Origin of the sequence: Rhizobium sp. RSm-3, from assembly GCF_001854685.1 — a bacterium.
Taxonomy (GTDB): Bacteria; Pseudomonadota; Alphaproteobacteria; order Rhizobiales; family Rhizobiaceae; genus Rhizobium; species Rhizobium ecuadorense.
The window spans coordinates 325,885-347,246 of the sequence record NZ_MAWZ01000002.1 but is presented as its reverse complement, the minus strand read 5'-3'; the positions used below and the strand labels follow the sequence as shown (position 1 = coordinate 347,246).

Below are 21,362 nucleotides of genomic sequence, written 5' to 3'. Positions count from 1 at the left end.
GGTTAATCCTCGATCAGGGGCTTGGCGACAAGGGTGCCGTAGTTGAAGACACGCAGATAAAGGAGCGACATCGCCACGCCGATGACGACGAGCACCAGCGCCATGGCGGCGCCGAGCCCATATTCGAGATTGCCGGCATAATTCCGGAGCGCCGTGTGATAGGCGGAGAGCGCCCAGACCTCGGTGGCGTTGCCCGGCCCGCCATTGGTTGCGAGCAGCATTTCATTGAACGAGGCGAGCAGCGACAGCGTCTGGTAGCAGGTGACGAAGAGGATCGGCCAGCGCATCTGCGGCAGAATGATGTAGCGGATCTGCTGCCAGCGCGAGGCGCCGTCGACCTCGCTCGCATGGAACTGGCTCTTCGGAATGGCCTTCATCGCCGAGGAGAACACCAGCATGCCCATCGAGGCGCCGATGAAGCCGTTGATCAGCACGACGAAGAACCAGGCATTATAGGCGGTATCGAGCAGGTAGTTCTTCGGGGGGTAGCCGAATTTGCCCATCAGAACGGAGATGAAACCGCTGTCCCAGGCGAGCCACTTCCACAGCATGACATAGATGACGACGGGCGTGATGCGTGGCAGGAGCCAGATACCGCGAAAGATCGAGGCGGACGTCGGCGGCATATAATGCGTCCAGATGGCGAGCAGCAGGGCATAGCCGACATTGAACAGCGTCAGCACCAGCGCGACATAGAGTACGGTGTTGAAAAGCACCCGCGCCATGTCGGGCGAACTGGCCATGCGTGAGAAATTGTCTGATGTCCAGGTCCAGCCGGTATAGGTGATCTCGGCGACGGTTTCCTTTTGCTCCGGCGTCAGCTTGAAACCCAGACCGTCCAGCGCCGAAAACAGCTGCTCCTTGCTGTCGAAGCGGGTGTTGAGCACGGAGCGGTTGAACTGTTCGGAGATCTGCTTGACCTCACGTGTCGAAGGCCGCTCGGCAAGATCCTTGATCATACGCTCGACGTCGCGGCGTGCCGGGAAGACCTCGCCTGCATGTTTGGCGCGCAATTCCGCGGCAATCCCCGGCGCAAGCCCGAGGCCTTCGACGGCCGCGAGGCCCGCCTCGTCGATGGTGTAGCGCGGTTCGGCCATCTCGGTGGCGATCTCGGGCATCGCCGATTTCAGCGCGATCAGGGAACTGGGCGCGATCTGGTAGACACCGCCGGATATGCCGGTCGCCGTCGTCATGTTGGTCATCGAGAAGACCGCCGTCAGAACCACCGGCATCAGGAAGAACAGGATGATCATGACCGCCGCAGGCGCGATCATCACCAGTCCGAGCGTTCTGGACGATTTCATGGAAGGCCTCCTCGCGGAACCGACCGGGCGGCGGGGTTGCCGCCACCCGGAGGGGTGTTTCAGCGAATGACGATCTTGTCGCCCAGCGTGCTTTTCAGTTCGCTCTCGGCATCGCCGACCGCGGCGTCGACGGTCTTGGCGCCGGTCCAGGATGCTTCGAGGTTCTTCCACATGATGTTCCAATATTTGCCGAAATCGGAATTGTTCGGCATCGCATTGGCATGCGGCAGCAGGCGCTCGGTGGCTTCGCGGGTCCAGCGGTCGGCCGAGTAGAACTCGACGGTGGATTCGGACTTGGAGATGCCGAGATGGGCCGATTTGACCGCATGCAGCGCGTTGGTGCGCGGCTCGGAGGCGATCTTCACCAGCTGGGCGGCGATCTCGGTGTCTTCCTGGTCGTGACCTGCGGTCAGGAGATAGACGAGCGGATGGGTCAGCGTGTTGGCCTTGCCGCCTTCGCCGGCGGGGATCAGCGTGAAGATCACGTTGCCGAAGAAGTCCTTGAGGCCTTCCTGGTTGACGAGGCGGGCATAGTGCCAGGTGCCGGCGTCCCAGATGCCGGCCTTGCCGGTGGCGACTTCCTTCCACCACTGATCACCAGGCATGCCGATGTGGTTCTTCTTGGTGACGCCCGATTTCACGGCGTCGGCGAAGAACTGATAGGTGCGGGTCATCGCCGCCTTGTCGAAAACGAGCTTGCCGTCTTCTTCCATCGTGCCGCCGAACGAGGTGTAGAACTGCCAGTAGTCGGGGCCGTTGCTGGTGCGCGGATAGAAACCATAGCCGGGCTGGACGAGGCCCTTGTCCTGCATCTTCTTGGCGTCTTCGAGCACGTTCTTCATGGTGTACTTGCCGTCCTGGACACTCTGCGGCAGCGCATCCAGATCGGCGTCGCTGTAGCCGATCGCCTTCATATAAGGCTTCCAGAAGAACATCGGACGGGATTCGGCATCCTGCGGAATGCCGTAGACGGTGCCGTTGTAAGAGGCGATCTTCAACAGGTTTTCATAGATGTCGCTGAGCGGCCAGGAGTCGAGATCGACATAATCCTCGATCGGAACGATGAGCCCTGCCTGCGACCAGGGCGCGATGTCTTCATGACCGCTGACGACGATGTTCGGGGCGGTCTTGGCTTCCGCCGCAAGGGTCAGCGCCTGCTTGAAGTCCTCCCAGGCGGAATAGGGCTTCTTCTCGACGGTGATCTTCAGCTCTTCGCCCTTGAGGGCGGCTTCGCGCTGCAGCTGCTGGGCTGCGATCTCGATGGCGTCGAGGCGATAGACGTCGTTCGGGCCGGTGCCGCCGGCCCAGACGCTGATGTGAACGTCCTTGGCAAGCGCAATTGCAGAGCTGGAGGCCAGGATGGCGGCAGCAATGGTGAGGGATTTCAGTGTCGGCAAGATGGTCATCTTCTTCGTCTCCCTAGAAGAGCAGTGTGAAGCCTCTTGGCGGGTCAGCACTGCTGATGATGGCCGCTCCGAAACCCCACGAAAACGTGACGATGTCCGCTCTAGGGGTTTGATGTAACGGCCGAATGACAAAATTGAGCACGTGTGCAAAATTATTATGACGATGTCTGTCAGACTTGCAAGCGGCGGTTTTCGGCGGGTGGCTTTTGTGCTTCAAATCGCGCTTTTGCTGGTCTAGCATGGCATCATGAGTCTAGAATCCGTCCGCGCCTTCCTCCGTGCGCATGCACCCGATATCGACATCATCGAAACCGCCGAGAGCTCCTCGACGGTGGCGCTTGCGGCCGAGGCCCATGGCGTCGAGCCTGCCCAGATCGCCAAGACGATCTGCCTGCGCGTCGGCGAGCAGATGATGCTGGTCGTTGCCGGCGGCACCGCAAGGCTCGACAATCGCAAGTTCAAGGATAGGTTCGGCGCCAAGGGACGCATGCTCGACGCCGAAGAGGTGGTGGCCGTTACCAGCCATCCGGTCGGCGGCGTCTGCCCCTTCGGTCTGCCCTCGCCGCTGCCGATCTATTGCGATATCTCGCTGAAACGCTTCAATGAAGTCGTGCCGGCCGCCGGCTCGACGAATTCGGCGGTGCGCATCGAAACCGGGCGGCTGGCCGAGCTGACCGGCGCCAGCTGGGTCGATGTCTGCCAGTAAGCGGCGAAAAAACTTCAAACCTGCGAAAGAGTACCTATATCCTATCCCGACCATGCCGTGACTGCGCATGACAGGAGATCAGGAATGCCGAGTGCCATTTCGCGTTTTGCCAAGTTCGCGGCGATTGCCGCTCTGACGAGCGCTACAGTTTTTGCTTCCCTTGGCGATGCAGAAGCGCGCCGGGCCGGCAGCAGCGGTTTCGGAAGCCGCGGTACCCGCACATTCCAGGCGCCGCCTGTCACCCAAACCGCGCCCGCCCCTGCCGCGCCAATCGAACGGTCGATGACGCCGCGTCCGCAGACCACGGCGCCAGCGACCGCGCAGCAGCCCTTCGGCGCCCAGCGCCCCGGTCTCTTCGGCGGCTTCGGCCGTTCGATGATCGGCGGCCTGATTGCCGGCGGCCTCCTCGGCATGCTGCTCGGTCACGGTTTCGGCGGCGGCTTCGGCTTCCTCGGCATGCTGCTGCAGATCGCACTGATCGGCGGTGCCGTCATGCTCGCCATGCGTTATTTCGCCAACCGCCGCCAGCCCTCCTACGGCGCCGGTGGTCAGAGCGGCTCCTTCAGCCGGTCCTATAACATGTCGCCCGCCAACAATTCGTCCTTCCAGATCCCGGCGATCGGTTCGGGTGCCGGTTCAGCTTCGTCCTCACGCGGCAGCCGGCCGAGCGACGAGATCGGGCTGGCGCAGGCCGATCTCGATCAGTTCGAGGAATTGCTGACCGACGTTCAGACCGCTTACGGTGCCGAGGATTACGCCACGTTGCGCCGGCTGACGACGCCTGAGGCGATGTCTTATCTTGCCGAGGAACTCGGCGAAAACGCCACCAACGGCGTGCGCAACCGGGTCTCCGACGTCAAGCTGCTGCAGGGCGACATTGCCGAGGCGTGGCGCGAAGACGGCCAGGAATATGCGACGCTCGCCATGCGCTACTCGTCGATCGATGCCATGGTCGAACGCGACAGCGGTCGCGTCGTTTCCGGCGACGATCGCCGCCCGAGCGAAAGCACAGAGGTCTGGACCTTCGTGCGCAAGCCCGGCGCCGACTGGAAGCTCGCGGCGATCCAGGGAAGCGAACAGCGCGCCGCCTGAGGCGGCCCGCGTCTGCCGGCTTAATTCACTGCGACAGGCTTGGAACGCATGCGCGAAACTGTTTCGCGTTCCGCCCGCTTGCAGCGCATCGGCGGCAGGCCGCGATCCATCAGGTCCATGTCCTCGAGCACCATGTCGCCCATCTTCTTGAAGGCGCTGTCGAGCGCGCCGGCCCGATGCGCCGAGCGGATGAAGCCTTTCAGGCTCCGCACCGGGTGGTCGGCCGGCAGCGGCTCCTCAGGGTAGACGTCGCTTGCCGCGACGATATGACCAGACGAGACGGCCGCCATCAGCGCTTCGAAATCGACGACGTCGGCGCGGCTGAGCAGGATGAAGGCCGCGCCGCGGCGCATGCCGGCGAAGGCGTCGGCACCGAGAAATCCCTTGTTTTCACTGGTGACGGCGGCGACGACGAAGACGAAATCGCTCTTTGTCAGCACATCCTCCAGGCTTGCCGGCTCGACGCCGTTTTCCTCCAGGATCGAGCGGGGCAGCCAGGGATCGAACACCCTGATGCGCGCCCTGAAGCCGGACAGCAGCCGGCGCAGCGCCTTGCCGAGATCGCCGAAGCCGACGATGCCGATCTCCGAGCCGGCGATCAGCCGGGCACTCGCATTGCCCTCCCCGCCCCAGAGTTCGGCACCTTGGCGGAACGCGACATCCGCATCGACGATGCCGCGCGCCAGGGCCAGCGCGAAGCCGAGGCCGATTTCGGCGACCGGCTCGGCGAAGACCTGGCCCGTCGTCACGACATGGATGCCGCGCTCGAAAAGCACGTCATAGGGCATGTTGCTCAAAAGATTGCTTTCGACGTTGAGGATCGAGCGCAGGGCCGGCATTCCAGCCAGCGTTTCCACTGAGAGCGGCGGCTGGCCGATGATGTAACGCGCCCTGCCGAGGGTCTCGTCGCCGAGGCCGGCGATATCGTCGGGATCGGCCTCGACGATTTCGTATTTCGCATGCAGTTCGGCGCGCGCCTTGTCGGTGAAGATCAGATCGAGCGTGCGCGGCTCGGGGGCGCTGATTACCAGCGGCCGTTCGGTCTTCGTCATCGGGATCTCCTCCATCGCGGCGATCTGCCGCCTCGGCTGGATTGATAGCCGCTGTGCCTGGCTCTTTCCAGCACGCGGAAGAAACTGTTTAAAACGCGAAGGGGCTCGACGCGTCGGCCGATGTGAGGGGCGGCGCTATCGAAAGCGGCATCTGCCTATCAGATAAGCAATTGAATCGGCTTGGTATTTCACGGCATTTTCGTTGACGGCGCGAATTCTTTGAACTAGCGTGATGCGCGCGACTTGGAACCGGGCCTATGTTCGGCCGCCGCCGCCGGATTTCGAAACCTCACGAGGAAATGAACCATGAAATCAGCACTCAAGAGCGGCCTGCTGGCCTTGGCTGCCGCCGCGCTTCCAGCCGTCGCCTATGCGCACACCGGTGTTGGTCAGACCTCCGGCTTTGTGCACGGCTTCAGTCATCCCGTTTCCGGTCTCGATCATGTCCTCGCCATGGTGATGGTCGGCGTTTTCGCATTTCAGCTCGGGGGCCGCGCCACCTGGCTGGTGCCGGCGACTTTCGTTCTGGTGATGGCGCTTGGCGGTGCTCTCGGCGTTGCCGGCGTCAATCTTCCCTTCGTTGAAACCGGCATTGCGCTCTCCGTCGTCGTCCTCGGCGCGATCGTTGCGCTCAACGTCAAAGCCCCGACCGCCCTTGCGATGGGTGTCGTCGGCCTTTTCGCGATCTTTCACGGGCATGCCCACGGGGCGGAGATGCCGGAGGATGCCGGCGGGGCCGCTTATGCTGCCGGTTTCATGATCGCGACCGCGTTTCTCCATGCCGCCGGCCTCGGTCTCGGCTATATCATCGGCCGTGCCGGCGAACGTCAGGGCGCCTTCGTGACGCGCGCAGCCGGCAGTGTTGCCGCCATAGCAGGTGTCGGCATCCTGGCCGGGGTGATCTAAGCCGACCGCATTCCGGCCGCCCCGCCAGCGGCGGCAGTCGCATCCATCATCGCAGTTCAATTGGAACGCCCGGTAACGCATTGCCGGGCGTTTTTGCGTCGCCGCGGTAAAGTGTGGCGGAATTGACCCAAATCAAATCCAGCCATGTTGCTTCAAGCTATAGCTGACGCACGATCGACGAACGGGCATCCAAATTGACGCAGGGCCGCCTTGCCGATTGTCGGCGAGCTGTAACAGTGAGTATAGTGATTTCAGAAATTTCTGAAATCACAGACGTAACGGAAACAACGATGAACCTGCCGCCTCTTGTTCAGTCCTTCGTTCTCCACTTCGGCGAAATGGGCTCCCGCTGGGGAATCAACCGCACGGTCGGCCAGATCTATGCCCTGCTTTTCGTCTCGCCGTCGCCGCTTTGCGCCGAGGAAATCGCCGAATCGCTCGGCATCTCGCGCTCCAACGTGTCGATGAGCCTGCGTGAATTGCAGGCCTGGAATCTCGTCCTCCTCAAACACAAGCCGGACGATCGCCGCGATTTCTTCATGACGCCCGATGATGTCTGGCTGATATTGAGGACGCTTGCCGAGGAGCGAAAAAAGCGTGAAGTCGATCCGACGCTGTCGGTGCTGCGCGAAATCCTGATGCAGCGTCCCGCCAGCGAGGCCGAACGCCATGCGCAGCAGCGCATGAACGAAATGCACACGCTGATCGAGCAGCTGACGCATTGGTATGAAGACGTAAAACAACTTGAAACCGAAAGGCTCGCAACGCTTCTCTCGCTAGGCGCGAAAGTGACAAAGCTTCTGGAGGCCAAGGACCGGGTGGTTTCGCTCGGCCGCAGCCGCCGGCCGAATCCTGCGAACAAGAGTTAGCGCCATGGGCACTGCTTTCTTCGACGCGACAGACGGATCAGAGACGCGGTCGCCGGACGGCGATGCCGTTTTGCCCCGCGGTGAGGGGGCGAAAGCTGGGCTGCGCAGGGCGGCGATGCTGCAGGCGCTGGCCGCCGCCATCTGGATCCCGCAGGCCGGCTTGCTCGCCCTCTCCGTCGGCCGCATTGCCGATGGCGGCGGATTGCACGACGTCCTCTGGCCGGCCTTCGGCATCCTCGCCCTCGGATTGGCAAGAAGCTGTCTCGACGCGGCCGGCGGCCGCCTCGCCTTTCGTGCCGCGCGCGCCGAGCTCAGCCGCAGGCGGCAGGTCGCGGCGGCCGCCCTTTGCCTGTCGTCGCCGATCGATCGTGGCCGGCCGGCCTCCGGAAAAGCTGCGAGCGTCATCGGCGAGCAGGCCGAACTCATTGTGCCCTATCTCGCCCGCTTCCAGCCGGCGCGGGTGAAGGCGAGCCTCGTGCCGCTGGTCATTCTTGCCGCGATCCTACCGGTCTCCTGGATCGCCGCGCTGGTTTTGCTGTTCGCCGCGCCGTTGATTCCCATCTTCATGGCGCTGATCGGCTGGCGTGCGCAGGCGGCCAGCGAAAAACAACTCGTTGCGACAGGTGGCCTCAACGGTTTCCTGCTCGATCGGCTGCGCGGGCTGGCGACGATCCGGGCGCTCGATGCGGTGGAGGCCACCGCGCTCAGGCTGCGCCGCGAGGCGGAATCGCTGCGTATGCGCACCATGGCGGTGCTGAAGATTGCTTTTCTATCCTCGGCCGTGCTCGAGCTTTTCGCCGCACTCGGCGTGGCGATGATTGCCGTCTATGTCGGCTTCAGTCTGCTCGGCGAGATCCGCTTCGGCACGTGGTCAGCCCGGCTCGACCTGACCGAAGGATTGTTCATCCTGCTGCTGGCGCCCGCCTTCTTCGAGCCACTGCGCGAGCTTTCGGCCGTCTGGCACGACCGGGCGGCCGGCGAAGCGGCGCTGCAAGCGCTGGATGCTCTGGCTGCTGGCGGTTTGCCGATCCGGGGATCGGCCGAGGCCGCGGCGCTTACCCGCGCCGAGGCGCCGGCCATCCGCTTCGATAATCTCGCCTTTCGCTACGGCGCAGACGAACCGCTGATCCTCGACGGTTTCAACCTCGATATCGCTGCCGGCGAACATCTGGCGCTTCTCGGCGCCAGCGGTTCCGGCAAATCGACGCTCCTGTCGCTGATGGCGGGACTGGCCCCCTGCACCGGTGGCCGCATCGTCATCGGCGATGTCGAAATCGCGGATGAGACTGCTGCGGCACTGCGCAGCGGCACGGCCTGGATCGGTCAGAAGCCGCATATCTTTGCCGGCACCGTTGCCGGGAATATCGCACTCGGCAGAGCCGGCGTGCTGCGCGGCGATGTGGCCGATGCACTGGATGCCGCCAGACTCGGAAAGGTGGCGGAGGCCTATGGCGGCCGGCCGCTCGGCGAGGGCGGCATCGGGTTTTCCGGCGGCGAGGCGCTGCGGCTTGCGATCGCGCGAGCGGCCTGCAATTCGCATCTGGGGATCATCCTCGCCGACGAGCCGACCGCGCATCTCGATGCCGCCACCGCGGCCGAGGTCACAGAGAGCCTGCTTTCGCTCGCGAGGGGACGCACGTTGATTGTTGCCACCCACGATCCGCTTCTTGCCGCGCGCATGCATCGCACGATCCGCATCGACGCCGATATGATGATACGGGAGGCCGCCGAATGAGCAGATTTGCTGCAGACCTCAAGCCGATCCTGCGTCTGTTCCTTGCCGAACGCCGGCGCGCTCTGCTGCTCGGCGCAGCACTTTCGGCGGCGACGGTCACGGCGGGCATCGCCCTGCTCGGCCTGTCCGGCTGGTTCATCACCGCCACCGCGCTTGCCGGCCTTTCCGCCGCCGCCATCACCTTCGATGTCTTTGCGCCCTCGGCCGGCATCCGCCTGCTCGCCATCGTCAGGACGGCGGCGCGCTACGGGGAAAGGCTTGCGACCCATGACGCGACGCTCGGCGTGCTCGCCGCTCTTCGCGAAAGACTGTTTCGCGGCTTCGCCGAACCGGGCGCGGCGCGCGCGCTCCCGCATCGTCCGGCACGGCTGCTCTTCCGGCTGACGGCCGATATCGACGCGCTCGACTCCCTCTATCTCAGGATCCTCGTGCCGGCCGCCGTTGCGATCGGCGCCACCTTTGCGGCAAGCCTGGTGCTGGGGCTCATGCATCCCTTGTTCGGTCTGTTCTCCGGTCTCTTGCTCGTCGGTGCCGGCCTCGGCCTGCCCTTGATCGCCGCTCGGGCGGCCCGCAAACATGCCCGCAGGCGCGCCCATGGCATCGAGGCGCTGCGGTCGCGGACGATCGATCTCGTCGCCGGCCAGACCGATCTCCTGATGGCCGGCCGGCTTGCGGCGCAAAGGCAGGCAATCGCTGGGGCAGACCATTACACCGCCGTCGCCGACAACCGATTGAACCGCGTCGAGACCGGCCTGACCTTCGGCTTCGGCCTGGTCTCCACCCTGCTGTTGACGGCATCGCTGCTTGCCGTCGCCGCTCTTGCGGAGACCAAGGCGATCACCGCTCCTGTCGCAGCTGTCGGCCTGCTAGTCGCCTTCGCGGCGACCGAACCCTTCGCGGCACTGCGCCGCGGCGCGCTGGATCTTGGGCGGACGCTGCTTGCGGCAAGGCGCGTGGCGCCGCGGCTTGCCGTCGCGCGGGCATCCGATCCATTGGCGGCGGCGCTGCCGGGATATGCTTTTTCGCTGACGGAAGTCTCCGCCTTCCACGAAAATTCCGCCGTGCCCGCACTCCAGGGCATCGAACTGACGCTCCGGCAAGGCGAACGCCTGGCCGTGATCGGCAGCAGCGGCGCCGGCAAGTCGAGCCTGCTCGCCCTGCTTTCCGGCGAACTGCCGGCGAGCGCGGGGAATGCTGCGGCGACAAGGGCGACCTTGCTGACGCAGCGGACGGAACTCTTCGAGGATAATTTGCGCGGCAATCTCGCTCTTGCCAACCCGCATGCCAGCGAAGCGCGTCTGCGGGAAGTGCTCGCTGCCGCCGGTCTGCTTGCTGATGTCGAGGCCCTGCCGCGGGGGATCGATACGCCGCTTGGCGAAGGCGGGCTCGGCCTTTCCGGCGGCCAGTCGCGCCGGCTGGCGCTTGCCCGGCTCTTCCTGCGCGACACGCCGCTCTGGCTGCTCGATGAACCCACAGAGGGCCTCGACGGCGCCACGGCTCGCGATGTGCTCTGTCGCCTGTCGGCAATGGCTGACGGCCGCTCATTGGTCATCGCCACGCATATCCGCCGCGAGGCTGCCATCGCAGACCGTATCGCCGTCATCGAAGGCGGCCGCATCACAGAAGTTTCGCGCCGCGGAGAGGCGGCGTTCGAAAAGGCGCTCGACCGGCTTCGGCCGGATTGAGTCAGACCCGCATGCCCTCAGGCGCCGCCCGGCGCTTGGGAATGCTCCGTACCCCGTGGGACCGTGGGAGAAAGACAATGGAACTAGATATCGTTGCGCTATCGCGCTTTCAATTCGCGCTGACGGCGCTTTATCACTTCCTGTTCGTACCGCTGACGCTCGGCCTGTCCGTGCTGCTGGCGATCATGGAAACCGTCTATGTCATGACCGGCCGCCAGATCTGGCGGCAGATGACGAAATTCTGGGGCACGCTGTTCGGCATCAATTTCGTGATCGGCGTCGCCACCGGCATCGTCATGGAATTCCAGTTCGGCATGAACTGGAGCTATTACAGCTATTATGTCGGCGACATTTTCGGTGCACCGCTGGCGATCGAAGGCCTGATGGCCTTTTTCCTCGAGGCGACCTTCGTCGGCCTGTTCTTTTTCGGCTGGGACAAGCTGTCGAAAGTCGGCCATCTCGTCGCCACCTGGGCGGTGGCGCTCGGCTCGAATTTCTCCGCGCTCTGGATCCTCATCGCCAATGGCTGGATGCAGAACCCGGTCGGATCGGCGCTCAATCCGCAGACGATGCGCATGGAGATCACAAGCTTCTTCGACGTGGTCTTCAACCCGGTCGCCCAGGCGAAATTCGTCCATACGGTCTCGGCGGGTTATGTCTGCGCCTCGATCTTCGTGCTCGGCGTCTCGGCCTGGTATGTGCTGAAGGGCCGGCATGTCGAGCTTGCCAAGCGCTCGATGACGGTCGCGGCCTCCTTCGGCCTCGCTTCGGCGCTCTCGGTGGTCGTGCTCGGCGACGAGAGCGGCTATCTCGCCACTGAAAACCAGAAGATGAAGCTCGCGGCGATCGAGGGCATGTGGAAGACCGAGCCGGCGCCGGCCGCCTTCACCGCCTTCGGCTTTCCGGATCAGGAAGCGCGGGAGACGCATTTCGCCGTCCACATTCCCTGGGTCATGGGCCTGATCGGCACACGGTCGCTGACGACAGAGATTCCCGGCATCGACAAGCTCGAACAGCAGGCCGAGGTCCGCATCCGCGACGGCATCAAGGCTTACGACGCACTGATGCAGATCCGTGCGGCCCCGGCGCAGGATCAGGTGGCGCAGGAGGTGCGCAGCTCCTTCGAGGATCTCGGCCATGATCTCGGTTATGCCCTTCTGCTGAAGCGCTACGTCGACGATCCGCGCCAGGCGAGCGACGCGCAGATCGTCCAGGCGGCGCGCGATACGATCCCGCATGTGCCGACGCTCTTCTGGTCCTTCCGCATCATGGTCGGCCTCGGCATCTTCTTCATCCTCTTGACATCAACCTTCTTCTGGCTGTCGGCGCGCCGCCATCTCGACAAATATCCACTGCTTCTCAGGATCGCCGTGCTGGCGATCCCCCTGCCCTGGGTCGCGATCGAGCTTGGCTGGGTCGTCGCCGAGTTCGGCCGCCAGCCCTGGGTGATCGAAGGCGTTCTGCCGACGGCGGCGGCCGTCTCCAGCCTCGGCGCCGGCACTGTGTTGCTGACGATCATCGGTTTTGCAGCACTTTACACGGTGCTGATCGTCATCGAGATGAGCCTGATGATCAAGGCGATCCGCCAAGGGCCGGAGCCGGACGACGAGCCGGAAGCCGTGCTGATTTCCGAAACCCTCGTCCCGGCCGCGGAGTGAGCCGCCATGATCCTTCACGAACTCCTCGATTATGAAACCCTGCGTCTCATCTGGTGGCTGCTGCTCGGCGTTCTGCTGATCGCCTTTGCGGCGACAGGCGGCTTCGACCTCGGCGTCGGCACGCTTCTGCCCTTCGTCGCCAGGACCGATACGGAACGGCGCGTGGTGATCAACACGATCGGCGCCACCTGGGAAGGCAACCAGGTCTGGCTGATCCTTGGCGGCGGCGCCATCTTCGCCGCCTGGCCGCCGCTTTATGCGGTCTCGTTTTCGGGCTTCTACCTGGCGATGTTTGCGATCCTCTTCGCGCTCATCCTGCGCCCGGTCGGCTTCAAATATCGCTCGAAGCGCGACAGCGCCCGCTGGCGCAACGGCTGGGACTGGGCGCTCTTTATCGGCGGCTTCGTGCCGTCGCTGATCTTCGGCGTCGCCGTCGGCAATGTGCTGCAGGGCGTGCCCTTCCGCTTTGCCGAGGACATGCGGATCTTCTACGAAGGCTCGTTCTTTGCCCTGCTCAACCCCTTTGCGCTGCTCTGCGGCCTGCTTTCCCTCGCCATGCTGACGATGCACGGTGCAGCCTGGCTGGTGCTGAAGGCGAGCGGGCCGGTTGCGGAGCGGGCCAGAAGCTATGGCAGCATCGCCGCCCTTGCTACCATCGTGCTGTTTGCCCTCGGCGGTCTCTTCCTGTGGATCGGCGTCGGCGGCTACCGCATCACCAGCGATATCAGCCCGATCGGACCTTCGAACCCGCTGCTGAAAACGGTGCTGATCGAAAAGAGCGCGTGGCTTGCCAATTACGCCGCTCATTCGTGGATGATCGCCGCACCGGTTCTCGGCTTTGCCGGCGCGGCCCTGGCCTTTATCGTCATGCGGGCAAGGCGCGAGGTGATAACACTGCTCTTCAGCACGGTCGCGATAACAGGTATCATCTCGACGGTCGGTCTCTCGATGTTCCCGTTCATCCTGCCCTCATCGCTCGATCCGCGATCGAGCCTGACGGTCTGGGACGCATCCTCCAGCCATATGACGCTGTTCATCATGCTGGTGGTGTCGGCGATTTTCCTGCCGATCATTTTTGCCTACACGGCCTGGGTCTACAAGGTTCTGTGGGGCAAGGTCGACGAAAAATCCGTCACCGACAAGAACAGCCACGCCTACTGAGGGAGACGAAACGATGTGGTATTTCGCATGGATCCTCGGCCTGCCGCTGGCCGCCGCCTTCGCCGTCCTCAACGCCATGTGGTATGAGTTGATGGACGATGCCGCCAGGAAGAAGGGGTCTGAGCAGTAACGGAGCAGAAAGGGCGATTCTGGCTCGACCCGAGGTTCGCTGCTCAGCGATTTGTGAGAGAAGCGGCCCTCAATTTGCCATCTTGCCGGCACTCAATTCGAGGATGTTCAAAGTCGTCATTGTTGAAAATCACGTCTGCAGTTGAAGCCGGTAAGCAGAAGCGCTGGTAGATATCAAAGGCTGGTCGATACCGTTCTGCATAAAGGAGACGAGCGGTCTCTACGCCTCCGAGGCGGCGTGCATCCCTGTTGATACCTCTTTCCTCCGAAACAAGTTCCGAAGTTTCGACGAAAATCGTCAGATCCCATCCGTGGCAGAGTTCGGGCCGTTGGAGAAATGTGCCGTCGACGATGAGAATGGCATTCGCCGATGCCAATTGTGCCTCTTGTTCAATAGGCTGGTCAGTGTCGAGATCGAACGAGGCTGTGCGATATCGGCGATCGCCAAGCGGCCCCAATGGAGCGAGGAGAAGTGTATTGATAGCCTGAAAGTCACGAGCGTCATGGTAATAGCCTTCAGCGGAGTGCCGTCCGCGTGCATAGCGTTCCGACTGCGGTCTATGGAAGCCGTCGACAGAAGTACGAATAACCTCCCTACCATGAATTAACGCGGCCAGTTCGTTCGCCAGCGTTGTCTTCCCCGATGCCGTTCGCCCATCAATCGCGATCCGGACGGGGGATGCTGAACGCATGTCTGCGATGTCCGACGCCAGCATTTTCAGCGCAGCAAGTCGATAATTTCGCATTCAAATATCTCCCGACAATTGAGACAATATCCTCTCGCGCGCGACGCGCGATGCAAGAAGACGCTGCTTGGTATCCTCCAACACTTTCGGTGATGCTTCCTTTGGCGTGCCGGAAGAAAATGGCGGTGCAGGAGCATATTCCAGTGCGAGCTGGATTATTTCGGCTTCTGTTCGTCCGAAAAGCGCAGCAATCACGGACAATCCGAAATCGATGCCCGAGGTTACACCGCCTGCGGTGATCAGGTTGCCATCCTGAACGACACGCTCCTCGACAGGCGTGGCGCCAAAGCGAGGCAGGAAATCGAGCGCATTCCAGTGGGTCGTCGCGCGTTTGCCCTTGAGCAACCCCGCCGCTCCTAGCACCAGCGCACCAGTGCAGACGGATGTGACGTAGCGCGCCTTCGCCGCCCGCTGCCGAACAAAAGCGAGCACCATTTCGTCGAGCAACAGCGCGTTGATACCGCTTCCGCCCGGAATACAGAGAACGTCGAGTGGCGGGCATTCCGCAAAGGTCGTGGTCGGCGTCAAAGACAGCCGGGTAGAGGCCGGAACGGGCTGCAAATCCTTCCAGATCAGATGAACCTCTGTTCCTTCAGCCGAGGCGAAGACCTCGTAAGGGCCGGTGAGATCGAGTTGTTGAACATCGGGGAAGACGAGGATTCCGCAAGAATGCGGCATGGGGAAACTCCTGATTGACTTTCCCAATCCTAGTGGAACTATGATTGGCGTGTTTGCCAATTATCCCTCGGTTTATGCCAAATAACCCTCGCCGTATCGAAATCCTGACCTTCCCCGACAGCCAGCTTCTTGATGTGGCCGGCCCCTTGCAGGTCTTTGCAACGGCAAACGATCTGGCTGCGCTCGCTGGCAAAGCGCGACCCTATGAGACTGTCGTGGTGGCGCAATGTGATCAGGTGAGAACGTCGTCGGGTCTCGCCTTGGCAGCCTCCCCGCTGCCGTCGCCAGATGCGCCGTTGGACACGCTCGTCGTGGCGGGAGGCTGGGGCGTCAATGCGGCTTGTGAAAACCGCGATCTGGTAGGATGGGTCACATGCCGCTCAAAGGCGGCTCGGCGTACCGCTTCCGTTTGCAGCGGTGCATTTTTGCTGGCTAGAGCAGGATTGCTCGACGGACGGCGTGTTGTCACGCATTGGCAGCGTTGCGCTGAATTCGCGAAATGCTATCCGCTGGTGCGCCTCGATCCAGATCCCATTTTTATTCGTGATGGCGACGTGTGGACATCGGCCGGGGTGACAGCGGGGATAGACCTTGCCTTGGCGCTGGTCGAGATCGACCTGGGTCGGAAGGCAGCACTCGCTGTTGGGAAGCAGTTGGTGGTTTTTCTGAAGCGGCCGGGCGGACAGTCGCAATTCAGCACGGCCCTCTCACAGCAGGAAAATGACGGGCGTTTCGACCAACTGCATGCATGGATCATGGAAAACCTGGGCGGCCCATTGCCGTTGGCAGCTCTTGCCGAGCGGGTCAATATGAGCTCGCGCAGCTTTTCGCGGCATTATCGGCAGGTAACAGGGGTGACGCCAGCCCGTGCGATCGAAGACATACGGATCGAAACCGCCCGACGCCTGCTGGATGAAGGCCTGTCTGTTGCCAGGGTCTTCAGGCGTTGTGGTTTCGGATCGGAGGAAACCATGAGGAGAGCCTTCTTGCGCCACTTCGGCACTAGTCCGCAAGCCTACCGTGAGCGTTTTGCAGGCTAGACGAATGTCCAGCCGTTTGGGGATCGCTTTGTTCCGGTCGATAGAGGCCTTCTTCACTACAAACCCTGGTTTGATGTGACGTTGCGCAGCCAATCGCAAAAATTCCGGAGAAGCCGTTAAATTTCATAAATACTCGTGCAGAAAACTATAGCCGATAAACTCCATACCGGCCTGTTTCTGCAGGTGAGCGGTCCTTATCGGTTTTCTGCACCGTTGCTACTCGGACCCCAAGAAGGCGTCCGAAACGCGCAAATAATTACGGAAAGGGCGCGGCTTCGAGCCGCGCCCTTTCTTCTATTTATCAGCCTTCGAGCCATTTCACCTGATCGGGCGTCAGCTTGATGTCGAGTGCCGAGAGACTATCCTCCAGCTCGGCGACGGTGCGTGGCCCGATTAGCGGAATGACCGGGAACGGCTGGGCGATCACATAGGCGAGCGCGATGTGGATCGGATTGCGGCCAAGTTTGTTGGCAAGCTCGATGGCGCGGTCGCGGCGGCCGAAGTTGCGCTCGGAATACCAGACACGCACGATCTCCTCGTCATCGCGCTTGTCGCGGCCGGCGCGGTCGGTGAAAAAGCCGCGGCCCTGGCTCGACCAGGCGAAGTTTGGAATCTGCTTTTCGTTCAGCCACTTTTTCCAGTCGTCGTCGGAAGCCGCAACGCAGCCGGCCCAGATCGGGTCGAGCATCTCGGCAAGCGAGAAGTTGTTGGAGAGTGCGGCGGGCGCCGCCTTGCCGGTCTTCTCGGCATAGGCGATCGCCTCGTCGAAACGCGCCCGTGTCCAGTTCGAACCGCCGAAGATGCCGCGGATGCGGCCGCGTTTGACCTCGGCATCCATGGCGTCGACGAATTCGCCGACGGGCACGTCGGTATTGTCGCGATGCATGAAATAGATGTCGACATAATCGGTCTTCAGCCGGGCGAGAGACTGATCGAGCTGTTTGGCGATCATATCGGGATAGCATAGCGGCGAATGCGCGCCCTTGCCGATCAGCACGATCTCTTCGCGCGGCACCTTGCGGCTGGTGTGCCAGTCTCCGAAAATGGCCTCCGTTTTGCCGGCTCCATAGACAAAGGCCGTATCGAAGGCATTGCCGCCGGCCTCGTAGAAGGCGTCGAGCGTCAGCGAAGCGGCGGCGAAGTTCGGGAAGAACTCGAAGCCGAGGGTCACCACCGAAGCCTGCTTGGAAAGGCCGGGAATCTGACGCTGCGGAATGCTGTTGCCCCGCTTGACGGTGCCTCCTGATATGTTGGCCGTGCGCTTGGCGGCTTTCTCGACGCCATATTCTAGCCCGACCGAGGCGCGCCACTGGTCGAGCACGCGCAGGTTTGCGATCGAATCCGCCCAGCTCATGCCGGGAGAACTGAACTCGGTTCTGCCGGCGCGGATGGCATCGCCCACCGCATCGGCCTCGAAGGAATAGAGCCAGCGATCTTCCTTGACCTCGACCGTCTGCTGCTTCCCACCCTTTAAGATCTCGATCTTGCCGACACCGCCCTTGTGGCCGGAGGCGAACCAGAAGTCGGCGACCTCGATCCGGCCCTCGGAGCCGACAATGCGCAGCACATTGTCCTGCTGCGCCATGATCGAGCAGGAGACTTCGGCGATGATCTCGTTCGGGAATTTGAGCACGGCGGACGCCCATTCGTCGACGCCGCTCTCACCGAGATGGGCAACGCCCGAAACTTTCTCCGGGTCGAGGAAGGCCTTACCCTCTGCGGCGCCGGCAATCAGCCTCGCCATCGAGACCGGATAGCCGCCGACATCGAGAATGCCGCCGCCGGCGGTATCGTTGGCGAACAGCCGGTGTTCCGGCTTGTAGCTGCCCATATTGAAGCCGAAGCTCGAGCGGATGATGCGTGGTGTGCCGATGACGCCGCTCTTGATCAGCTCGACCAGCTTTTCCGTCTGCGGATGCACGCGGTACATGAAGGCCTCGCCGGCAAAGACGCCGGCCTTCTTGGCTTCGTAGTAAACGGCTTCGGCATCATAGGCCGAAAGCGCGATCGGCTTTTCCACAAGGATATGCTTGCCGGCGCGTGCGGCCTTTATCGCCCATTCGGCATGGCCGGTATGGGGCACGGAAATATAGACGGCATCAACCTCGGGATCGGAAAGCAGCGCTTCATAGCCATTGACGATGCGGGCGCCGGGGAAGTTTTCGGCAAGTCCGGGCTTAGAAGGATTGCGGGTGGCGATCGCCACCAATTTGCCGCTGCGCGAATGGGCGACGCCGTCTGCAAAGGTGCGGGCGATGGTGCCGGGGCCGATAATGCCCCAGCGGATCGGTTGATCGGAAGTCATGGAAACCTCTTTCGTCTTTCTGCCTTGGGAGGGGTTTAGCGAAGCCGTTTGCCGGCGCCGTCGAAAAGGAATGTGTGGCGGGCGGGAAGGCCGACAGTCAGCGTCTCGCGATTGCCGGCGGTGCGCGATTCCGGCCGTTCGATGATCAACTGCTCGCTGCCAAGGGCGGCATAGATGTAGCTGGTGTTGCCGAGATGCTCGGCGACGTCGATGGCGACGGTGAGATCGGCATCGCCCATACCGGCATCGACGAAATGTTCGGGACGGATGCCGAGCGTCACCTTCGTGCCGGCATCGATGGGCTCGGTGACGGGCAGCGGTAGGCGCATATTGGCGTCGCTTTCCAGCGCGATCACCGCCCTGCCCGGCTGGGTCTCGACCACCACGGCCTTGAGGAAGTTCATCTTCGGCGAGCCGACGAAGCCGGCGACGAACTGGTTGGCGGGGTCGTCGTAAAGGTCGAGCGGGGCGCCGATCTGTTCGATATTGCCGGCGCGCAGCACGACGATCCGGTCGGCGAGCGTCATCGCCTCCGTCTGGTCGTGGGTGACGTAGATCATCGTCGTGCCGAGCTGCTTGTGCAGCCTGGAGATTTCGACGCGCATCTGCACGCGGAGTTCGGCGTCGAGGTTCGACAAAGGCTCGTCGAACAGGAAGACCTCCGGTTCGCGGACGATGGCGCGGCCGATCGCGACGCGCTGGCGCTGGCCGCCGGAAAGCTGCTTCGGCCGCCGCTTCATCAGCTCGGTGATCTGCAGGATTTCGGCGACATGACGCACACGCCGCTCGGTATCGGCCTTCGGGTTGCCGTTCATCCGCAGGCCGAAGCTCAAATTCTCCTCGACGGTGAGGTGCGGATAGAGCGCATAGGACTGGAAGACCATGGCGATGCCGCGGTCGGCCGGTTCGACGTCGTTGACGACCCTGCCGCCGATCCGCAGCTCGCCTGAGGTGATGTCCTCGAGACCGGCGATCATCCGCAGCAGCGTGGACTTGCCGCAGCCGGAGGGGCCGACGAAGACGACGAATTCCCCGTCCTTCACCTCCAGATCGGCGCCATGGATGATCTCGAAGCCGCCGAAGCGCTTGACGATATTGCTGAGTGAAAGCTCTGCCATGCAGCCTCCCGTTTACTTGATTGCGCCGGCCGCGATGCCGGCGATGAAATGGCGCTGGAGAGCCACGAAGACGACGAGGATCGGCGCCGTCAGCAGCACCGCTCCGGCCATGATGCCGCCCCAGGAAACCTTGGTGAGGCCGATCAGCGTTCCCAATGCCACCGGCGCGGTCATCATTCCCGGTTTGGAATTGATGAGCAGCGGCCAGAGATAGTTGTTCCAAGAGGCGAGGAAGAGGATGATCGCCAATGCCGCCATGGTCGGGCGCGCCAGCGGCAGGGCGATGCGCAGGAAGATCTGCCATTCCTTGACGCCTTCGACACGGGCCGCATCGAAAAGCTCGCCCGGCATCATCGAAAAGGATTGCCGCATGAACAGCACGCCGAGCGAATTGAACAGCGGCGGCACGATCAGCGCCACCCATGTGTTCGCCAGCCGGAATTCACGGGCCACCATGATGAATTGCGGGATGACGACCACGGAGAAGGGCAGCGTGATCGTGCCGAGGATGATGGCGATGACGATGGAGCGGCCGACGAAACGGTAACGCGCCAGCGCCCAGCCCGCCATCGAGGTCAGCATCACCGACAGGAAAGTATAGATGATCGCGACGCCGACGGAGATCGTCATGGCGCCGATGAAATCGGTATCGGCCTGCAGGTTCTTGAAGTTCTCGATGAAGTTGGTCGATGGCCAGAGCACGATGTCGGGGCTGAAAATGCCGTTGTCCGGCATGGTGGAGAAGACGAACATCATCCAGAGCGGAAACAGCCAGATCAGTGCAAGCGGCGCCAGTGCGGCGTGCAGCGCGATCTGGCGCATGAGAAGGGATTGCGACCTGGATTTCATTTCGGATCCCTCCCGACCCAGAGATTGAGAAGCGAGATCACCACGGCAAGGGAAGCCATCGTGTAGGCGATCGCCGAGGCATAGCCGAAGTTCAGCGAGGTAAAGCCTTGGCGGTAGAGCAACAGGCCGAGGGTCTCGGTGCCGCCGCCGGGGCCGCCGCGATTGGTAATGAGGAAGGGCTCGGTGAAGAGCTGCATGGTGCCGATCACCGAGAGCACCACGCAGAACAGGATGATCGGTTTCAGGAGCGGCAGGGTGATGTGGAAGAACTGCTGTACCTTGCTCACCCGGTCGAGCGTCGCTGCCTCATAGACATCGTCCGGAATCGACTGCAGGCCGGCAAGGATGATGATGGCGTTATAGCCGGCCCAGCGCCATGTGACGGCGAGAATGATCAGCGCCATGGCGGCGTTCGCATTGTCGAACCAGGAAACCGGGCTGAGGCCGACGGCGGAGATCAGCTTGTTGATGATGCCGAAATCGAGGCTGAACATCAGCCGGAACACGGCGGCATAGGCGACCTCGCCGACGACGACGGGCGCAAAGAAGGCGAAACGGAAAAGCGGGCGCGCTTTCAAGAGCGGCGAATTGAGCATCACGGCCATGACGGTCGCAAGCGCAATCATGACCGGCACCTGGATGACCAGGATGATCAGCGTGTTATAAAGAGCGTTGTAAAAGGCCGGGTCGTAGAAGAGCCGGCCCCAATTGGCCTGAAAACTGTATTTCCACGGGTTGATGCGGGTGTTCTGAAAGGAAATCAGGAACGAATTGATGATGGGCCAGACCCAGAAGGTGGCAAAGACCAGCAAATAGGGGGCAAGGAACGCATAGGCGCTCCGGGTTCTGAACGGCATCGAGCCTCCTCCTCACGAACGAATGACCGGCCGCCTTGCAAGCCGGGAGAAAACCGGGCGCCGAAG

At 62.5% G+C, this 21,362-nt stretch carries 19 protein-coding genes; 10 read left to right on the top strand and 9 right to left on the bottom strand.

Features of this window, described 5'->3' with window-relative positions; translation table 11 throughout:
- Positions 1-2: 2 nt before the first annotated feature.
- Complete coding sequence (locus BBJ66_RS04795) at positions 3-1,304, bottom strand: carbohydrate ABC transporter permease (RefSeq protein ID WP_071085336.1); 1,302 nt, start codon at positions 1,302-1,304, stop codon at positions 3-5.
- A 59-nt stretch (positions 1,305-1,363) separates the two neighbouring features.
- Positions 1,364-2,710 (bottom strand): extracellular solute-binding protein, encoded by a 1,347-nt coding sequence (locus tag BBJ66_RS04790; RefSeq protein WP_071085334.1) that lies wholly within the window; start codon positions 2,708-2,710, stop codon positions 1,364-1,366.
- A 247-nt stretch (positions 2,711-2,957) separates the two neighbouring features.
- Between BBJ66_RS04790 and BBJ66_RS04785 the strand changes: the two genes are divergently transcribed.
- Together BBJ66_RS04785 and BBJ66_RS04780 are read left to right on the top strand one after the other, a co-directional pair.
- Positions 2,958-3,416 carry a YbaK/EbsC family protein gene (locus BBJ66_RS04785; protein ID WP_049733817.1) on the top strand — a complete coding sequence of 153 codons (459 nt, stop codon included), beginning with the start codon at positions 2,958-2,960 and terminating at the stop codon, positions 3,414-3,416.
- Between the two features lie 84 nt (positions 3,417-3,500).
- Positions 3,501-4,508 (top strand): Tim44 domain-containing protein, encoded by a 1,008-nt coding sequence (locus tag BBJ66_RS04780; RefSeq protein WP_071085332.1) that lies wholly within the window; start codon positions 3,501-3,503, stop codon positions 4,506-4,508.
- A gap of 20 nt (positions 4,509-4,528) precedes the next feature.
- Here BBJ66_RS04780 and BBJ66_RS04775 read toward each other — a convergent pair whose 3' ends face one another.
- Positions 4,529-5,560, bottom strand: coding sequence for a hydroxyacid dehydrogenase (locus tag BBJ66_RS04775; RefSeq protein ID WP_049733822.1), 1,032 nt, complete (start codon positions 5,558-5,560; stop codon positions 4,529-4,531).
- A gap of 306 nt (positions 5,561-5,866) precedes the next feature.
- Here BBJ66_RS04775 and BBJ66_RS04770 point away from each other — a divergent pair, with 306 nt between their 5' ends.
- From BBJ66_RS04770 to cydX, 7 genes are all read left to right on the top strand, one after another.
- Positions 5,867-6,466, top strand: coding sequence for a HupE/UreJ family protein (locus BBJ66_RS04770; protein ID WP_071085330.1), 600 nt, complete (start codon positions 5,867-5,869; stop codon positions 6,464-6,466).
- A gap of 290 nt (positions 6,467-6,756) precedes the next feature.
- Positions 6,757-7,335, top strand: coding sequence for a GbsR/MarR family transcriptional regulator (locus BBJ66_RS04765; RefSeq protein ID WP_071085328.1), 579 nt, complete (start codon positions 6,757-6,759; stop codon positions 7,333-7,335).
- Positions 7,336-7,339: 4 nt separating this feature from the next.
- On the top strand, positions 7,340-9,070 hold the full coding sequence (gene cydD / locus BBJ66_RS04760) for a thiol reductant ABC exporter subunit CydD (RefSeq protein ID WP_071085326.1): 1,731 nt from the start codon (positions 7,340-7,342) through the stop codon (positions 9,068-9,070).
- Complete coding sequence (locus BBJ66_RS04755; RefSeq protein ID WP_071085324.1) at positions 9,067-10,755, top strand: amino acid ABC transporter ATP-binding/permease protein; 1,689 nt, start codon at positions 9,067-9,069, stop codon at positions 10,753-10,755. Before cydD ends, BBJ66_RS04755 begins: the two co-directional genes overlap by 4 nt.
- Before the next feature lie 77 nt (positions 10,756-10,832).
- Positions 10,833-12,413 carry a cytochrome ubiquinol oxidase subunit I gene (locus tag BBJ66_RS04750; protein ID WP_071085321.1) on the top strand — a complete coding sequence of 527 codons (1,581 nt, stop codon included), beginning with the start codon at positions 10,833-10,835 and terminating at the stop codon, positions 12,411-12,413.
- Between the two features lie 6 nt (positions 12,414-12,419).
- A complete protein-coding gene (cydB, locus tag BBJ66_RS04745) occupies positions 12,420-13,574 on the top strand; it encodes a cytochrome d ubiquinol oxidase subunit II (protein ID WP_071085320.1) in 1,155 nt (384 codons plus the stop codon).
- Positions 13,575-13,587: 13 nt separating this feature from the next.
- Positions 13,588-13,704, top strand: coding sequence for a cytochrome bd-I oxidase subunit CydX (gene cydX, locus BBJ66_RS04740; protein WP_071085318.1), 117 nt, complete (start codon positions 13,588-13,590; stop codon positions 13,702-13,704).
- A gap of 43 nt (positions 13,705-13,747) precedes the next feature.
- On the opposite strand, the gene BBJ66_RS04735 is transcribed toward cydX, so the two are convergent.
- Complete coding sequence (locus BBJ66_RS04735) at positions 13,748-14,449, bottom strand: uridylate kinase (RefSeq protein ID WP_225881078.1); 702 nt, start codon at positions 14,447-14,449, stop codon at positions 13,748-13,750.
- The gene (locus BBJ66_RS04730) at positions 14,450-15,127 is read right to left on the bottom strand and encodes a DJ-1/PfpI family protein (RefSeq protein WP_071085316.1); all 678 of its coding nucleotides are present in this window, start codon (positions 15,125-15,127) and stop codon (positions 14,450-14,452) included.
- Positions 15,128-15,201: 74 nt separating this feature from the next.
- Here BBJ66_RS04730 and BBJ66_RS04725 point away from each other — a divergent pair, with 74 nt between their 5' ends.
- Entirely contained in the window at positions 15,202-16,167 is a 966-nt protein-coding gene (locus tag BBJ66_RS04725) for a GlxA family transcriptional regulator (RefSeq protein WP_071085728.1), read from the top strand.
- Positions 16,168-16,468: 301 nt separating this feature from the next.
- Here BBJ66_RS04725 and BBJ66_RS04720 read toward each other — a convergent pair whose 3' ends face one another.
- The 4 genes from BBJ66_RS04720 to BBJ66_RS04705 are packed head-to-tail and all read right to left on the bottom strand — an operon-like array spanning position 16,469 to position 21,296.
- Positions 16,469-18,472, bottom strand: coding sequence for an aldo/keto reductase (locus BBJ66_RS04720; RefSeq protein WP_071085314.1), 2,004 nt, complete (start codon positions 18,470-18,472; stop codon positions 16,469-16,471).
- 35 nt (positions 18,473-18,507) lie between these two features.
- A complete protein-coding gene (locus tag BBJ66_RS04715; protein ID WP_071085312.1) occupies positions 18,508-19,590 on the bottom strand; it encodes an ABC transporter ATP-binding protein in 1,083 nt (360 codons plus the stop codon).
- A gap of 12 nt (positions 19,591-19,602) precedes the next feature.
- Complete coding sequence (locus tag BBJ66_RS04710) at positions 19,603-20,439, bottom strand: carbohydrate ABC transporter permease (protein WP_049732317.1); 837 nt, start codon at positions 20,437-20,439, stop codon at positions 19,603-19,605.
- Positions 20,436-21,296: a carbohydrate ABC transporter permease gene (locus BBJ66_RS04705; protein WP_012560130.1), complete on the bottom strand. Its 861-nt coding sequence runs from the start codon at positions 21,294-21,296 to the stop codon at positions 20,436-20,438. Before BBJ66_RS04705 ends, BBJ66_RS04710 begins: the two co-directional genes overlap by 4 nt.
- Between the last annotated feature and the right edge of the window lie 66 nt (positions 21,297-21,362).

Excerpts from the sequence above, each read along its gene's own strand:
- BBJ66_RS04795 (WP_071085336.1), bottom strand. The coding sequence starts at position 1,304 with ATGAAATCGTCCAGAACGCTCGGACTGGTGATGATCGCGCCTGCGGCG.
- BBJ66_RS04790 (WP_071085334.1), bottom strand. The coding sequence starts at position 2,710 with ATGACCATCTTGCCGACACTGAAATCCCTCACCATTGCTGCCGCCATC.
- BBJ66_RS04785 (WP_049733817.1), top strand. The coding sequence starts at position 2,958 with ATGAGTCTAGAATCCGTCCGCGCCTTCCTCCGTGCGCATGCACCCGAT.
- BBJ66_RS04780 (WP_071085332.1), top strand. The coding sequence starts at position 3,501 with ATGCCGAGTGCCATTTCGCGTTTTGCCAAGTTCGCGGCGATTGCCGCT.
- BBJ66_RS04775 (WP_049733822.1), bottom strand. The coding sequence starts at position 5,560 with ATGACGAAGACCGAACGGCCGCTGGTAATCAGCGCCCCCGAGCCGCGC.
- BBJ66_RS04770 (WP_071085330.1), top strand. The coding sequence starts at position 5,867 with ATGAAATCAGCACTCAAGAGCGGCCTGCTGGCCTTGGCTGCCGCCGCG.
- BBJ66_RS04765 (WP_071085328.1), top strand. The coding sequence starts at position 6,757 with ATGAACCTGCCGCCTCTTGTTCAGTCCTTCGTTCTCCACTTCGGCGAA.
- cydD (WP_071085326.1), top strand. The coding sequence starts at position 7,340 with ATGGGCACTGCTTTCTTCGACGCGACAGACGGATCAGAGACGCGGTCG.
- BBJ66_RS04755 (WP_071085324.1), top strand. The coding sequence starts at position 9,067 with ATGAGCAGATTTGCTGCAGACCTCAAGCCGATCCTGCGTCTGTTCCTT.
- BBJ66_RS04750 (WP_071085321.1), top strand. The coding sequence starts at position 10,833 with ATGGAACTAGATATCGTTGCGCTATCGCGCTTTCAATTCGCGCTGACG.
- cydB (WP_071085320.1), top strand. The coding sequence starts at position 12,420 with ATGATCCTTCACGAACTCCTCGATTATGAAACCCTGCGTCTCATCTGG.
- cydX (WP_071085318.1), top strand. The coding sequence starts at position 13,588 with ATGTGGTATTTCGCATGGATCCTCGGCCTGCCGCTGGCCGCCGCCTTC.
- BBJ66_RS04735 (WP_225881078.1), bottom strand. The coding sequence starts at position 14,449 with ATGCGAAATTATCGACTTGCTGCGCTGAAAATGCTGGCGTCGGACATC.
- BBJ66_RS04730 (WP_071085316.1), bottom strand. The coding sequence starts at position 15,127 with ATGCCGCATTCTTGCGGAATCCTCGTCTTCCCCGATGTTCAACAACTC.
- BBJ66_RS04725 (WP_071085728.1), top strand. The coding sequence starts at position 15,202 with ATGCCAAATAACCCTCGCCGTATCGAAATCCTGACCTTCCCCGACAGC.
- BBJ66_RS04720 (WP_071085314.1), bottom strand. The coding sequence starts at position 18,472 with ATGACTTCCGATCAACCGATCCGCTGGGGCATTATCGGCCCCGGCACC.
- BBJ66_RS04715 (WP_071085312.1), bottom strand. The coding sequence starts at position 19,590 with ATGGCAGAGCTTTCACTCAGCAATATCGTCAAGCGCTTCGGCGGCTTC.
- BBJ66_RS04710 (WP_049732317.1), bottom strand. The coding sequence starts at position 20,439 with ATGAAATCCAGGTCGCAATCCCTTCTCATGCGCCAGATCGCGCTGCAC.
- BBJ66_RS04705 (WP_012560130.1), bottom strand. The coding sequence starts at position 21,296 with ATGCCGTTCAGAACCCGGAGCGCCTATGCGTTCCTTGCCCCCTATTTG.